Raw genomic sequence first — 2,759 nt, forward strand, 5'->3', positions numbered from 1 at the left:
ACGTAGGGCAGGATAACGTCCATCGCCATGTAGCGACGCACGAGGAAGATGCGGTAGCCGAGGCCATCGGTGGAGGCGATGGCTTCTGCGGCGATAAGGAACAGCCAGGCCGAGCCGAGCACCAGGCGCAGGGCGATCAGCAGGCGCGGCAGCAGTTGCGGCAGGATCACCCGCACGATCAGCGTCCACGTCGAGGCGCCCAAGGTCTGCGCTTTAATCAGCAGCTCTGGCGGAATTTCCCGCGCCCGTTGTTCCAGGTCGCGGGCCAGCACCGGGGTGATACCGATGACGATCAGCATGACTTTCGACAGCTCACCCAGGCCAAACACGATAAACAGAATCGGCAGAATGGCTAACGGCGGCACCATCGACAGCACCGTAAGCAACGGCGACAACGGCGCGCCAAACAGCGGCAAGGTGCCGGCGGCGATGCCCAGACACAGGCCCAACGCCGCCGCGATACCCAGGCCCATACCGAGGCGTTGCAGGCTGGACGCGGTGTCTTGCCAGAGCAGGTAGCCGCCGCTGCGTTTGTCTTGCTCAAACGCCATGCGCTTGACCGCGTCGGTCATTTGCACCGCGCTGGGTAGCAGCTTGTCGTTAGGGTTGTCCGCCAACCGCGCCGACGAGCCGGTGAAGTAGGCGAACAGCAACAGCGCGAACGGCAGCAGGATTAGCAGCAGGCGGCCGGCACCGTCGGGGTGGCGATTGATTAGTCTCAAAGTCTTGTACCGTCTGACGTAGGTTGGGTTGAGCCAAAGGCGAAGCCCAACAGGCCGTCCGCAGGACGGCGCGTATCGGTCGTCCAGGTATCTACAAGCGGAGCCCGTTGGGCTCCTTGTTGGGCTTCGCGTCGCTCAACCCAACCTACGAAGGTCCGCGGGACCATGGTTACAACGTGCCATCCGCCGCCATCTGCACATAACTCGGGTCGAAGCGCAGTTTGATGTTGCCCTTGTCGCCGGTGACCACGTCATTGGCGAAGCTGATGCCCACCGCGCCGGCATCTTTCGCGCCTTCGCCGAGTAGGCCGTGGGCAAAGGAGAAGCTGGCGACCTTGTTCATGGTTTCCGGCAGTTGTGGGCTGGTGGCGAAGGTGAGGGCGTCTTTGGCGGTGTAGAACAGCTTGGTGGTCGCCAGTTGTGCTTTGAAACCGGCGAGGTCGGTGCCCGAGGCCTTGGCCATATGTTCCAGGGCGGCGGTGGCGCGCGGGCTGTCGGTTGCCATCAGTTCCATGATTTCAAACCAGGCGCCGGTCAAGGCTTTGCCCAGGGCGGGGTTGTCTTTCAGCGTGGCGGTGTTGACCACCATCATGTCCATGATCTCGCCAGGAATCTGGCTGGAGTTGAACACTTCGGTGGTATCGGGCAGGGCTTTGATTTCCGCCAGCATGGGGTTCCAGGTCACCACCGAATTGACCTCGCTGGTGTTGAAGGCGGCGGCGATATCGGCGTCGGAGGTGTTCACCACGCTGAGGTCTTTTTCGCTCAGGCCGACTGTTTCCAGGCCACGCGCCAGCAGGTAGTGGGACACCGACAGCTCAACCAGATTGACCGGCTGGCCCTTGAGGTCGGCCAGGGTTTTGCCCTTGCCTTTAAGTACGATGCCGTCGTTACCGTTGGAGAAGTCGCTGACCACCAGGGCAGTGGAGTCGACGCCGCCAGCGGCCGGAATGGTCAGCGCGTCCATATTGGTCATGGTGCAGCCATCGAATTGGCCGGCGGTGTATTGGTTGATCGATTCGACGTAGTCGTTGAGCTGCACCACGTCGATGGCGATGTTGTACTTCTTCGCCCACTTATCAACGATGCCTTCGGCGGCCGCGTATTCCCACGGCATCCAGCCGGCGTAGAGGGTCCAGCAAACGGAGAATTTTTCTTTTGCAGCGGCTTGGGCACTGAAACTGAGGGCGGCCGCAAGGCCAGTAAACGCGAGAGCGAGAAAGCGGGGCTTAAGTGAAGGGCAGCGCATAAATAAAACCTCCAGTTCGAGAAAAAGCGGGCAGGCGCAACGCGGCTTGGCGTTCGTCTCCCGGGCTTTTGTCCCGCCGTGTAACCTCACTGGAGGTCGATAACTCTCGGACCAGTCACTGAGCGTTTTAAGCGCTAGCCGGAACCCTAGTCATCCATTGCAAATTGTGGTGCCGCGTACCTGGGCGTTGGCCTGGGTTAATCCTGCACAGCAGGGCTATAGCCAGAGCCGTGCCAACTTGCTCAGGGCCCGGTTTACTAGGGTTGGCGGGTAATCCATTGAATTAGGTGATAGCGCCCGTGCGCGAAAATAAGGCGCGCAGTGGAGGTGCGCTGCGCTTTGGTGCAAAGCTGAAATAACTGGCAATGGAATAAGCATCGCCCTACAGCAAGCCGCTAGACGTTGGCGCTGTCCAAGACTTGGGAACACTCGCTGAGCGGCATTCGCCCCTCGGTTCCCGTGCGGTCTCAGGAGGCTGCCATGACGTTTTACCGAACCCTGCTGCTCGGCTTTATCAGCCTGTTCTTAGCGGGTTGTGTGGGTTACGACTTCGACGACAATTACGACCGCAGCTATAGCCGCGGTGGTTATGGCGTACCGGCCTACGGTTCGCCCTACGGCAATGGCTACAGCGTACAGCGCTATGAGGTGTATTCCGCGCCACGTTACTACGTGCCGGCCCCGCGGTATTACGCGCCGCCACCGCCACCGCGTTACTACGCCCCGCAACCGCATCGCCGCCCACCCATTTACCAGGGTTGGAACCAACCACCGCGCGGCTTCTACCC

Annotated in this window: 2 protein-coding genes, 1 pseudogene and 1 riboswitch; of the genes and pseudogenes, 1 reads left to right on the plus strand and 2 read right to left on the minus strand. The window is 60.9% G+C overall.

What is annotated here, in order from left to right:
- A partial coding sequence (locus tag AAAB16_RS18535; protein ID WP_340664651.1) for an ABC transporter permease subunit occupies positions 1-722 on the minus strand: 722 nt, incomplete at its 3' end.
- A 169-nt stretch (positions 723-891) separates the two neighbouring features.
- Positions 892-1,971 carry a putative urea ABC transporter substrate-binding protein gene (locus tag AAAB16_RS18540; RefSeq protein ID WP_340664652.1) on the minus strand — a complete coding sequence of 360 codons (1,080 nt, stop codon included), beginning with the start codon at positions 1,969-1,971 and terminating at the stop codon, positions 892-894.
- A 55-nt stretch (positions 1,972-2,026) separates the two neighbouring features.
- Positions 2,027-2,132, minus strand: a riboswitch (guanidine-I (ykkC/yxkD leader).
- Between the two features lie 319 nt (positions 2,133-2,451).
- Here AAAB16_RS18540 and AAAB16_RS18545 point away from each other — a divergent pair.
- Positions 2,452-2,759, plus strand: a pseudogene (locus AAAB16_RS18545) (hypothetical protein); the annotation flags it as partial.

The sequence above is a fragment of the Pseudomonas sp. genome, assembly GCF_037994325.1.
Taxonomy (GTDB): Bacteria; Pseudomonadota; Gammaproteobacteria; order Pseudomonadales; family Pseudomonadaceae; genus Aquipseudomonas.

Bases quoted from the DNA above. Each gene is read 5' to 3' on its own strand.
- AAAB16_RS18540 (WP_340664652.1), bottom strand. From the start codon at position 1,971: ATGCGCTGCCCTTCACTTAAGCCCCGCTTTCTCGCTCTCGCGTTTACT.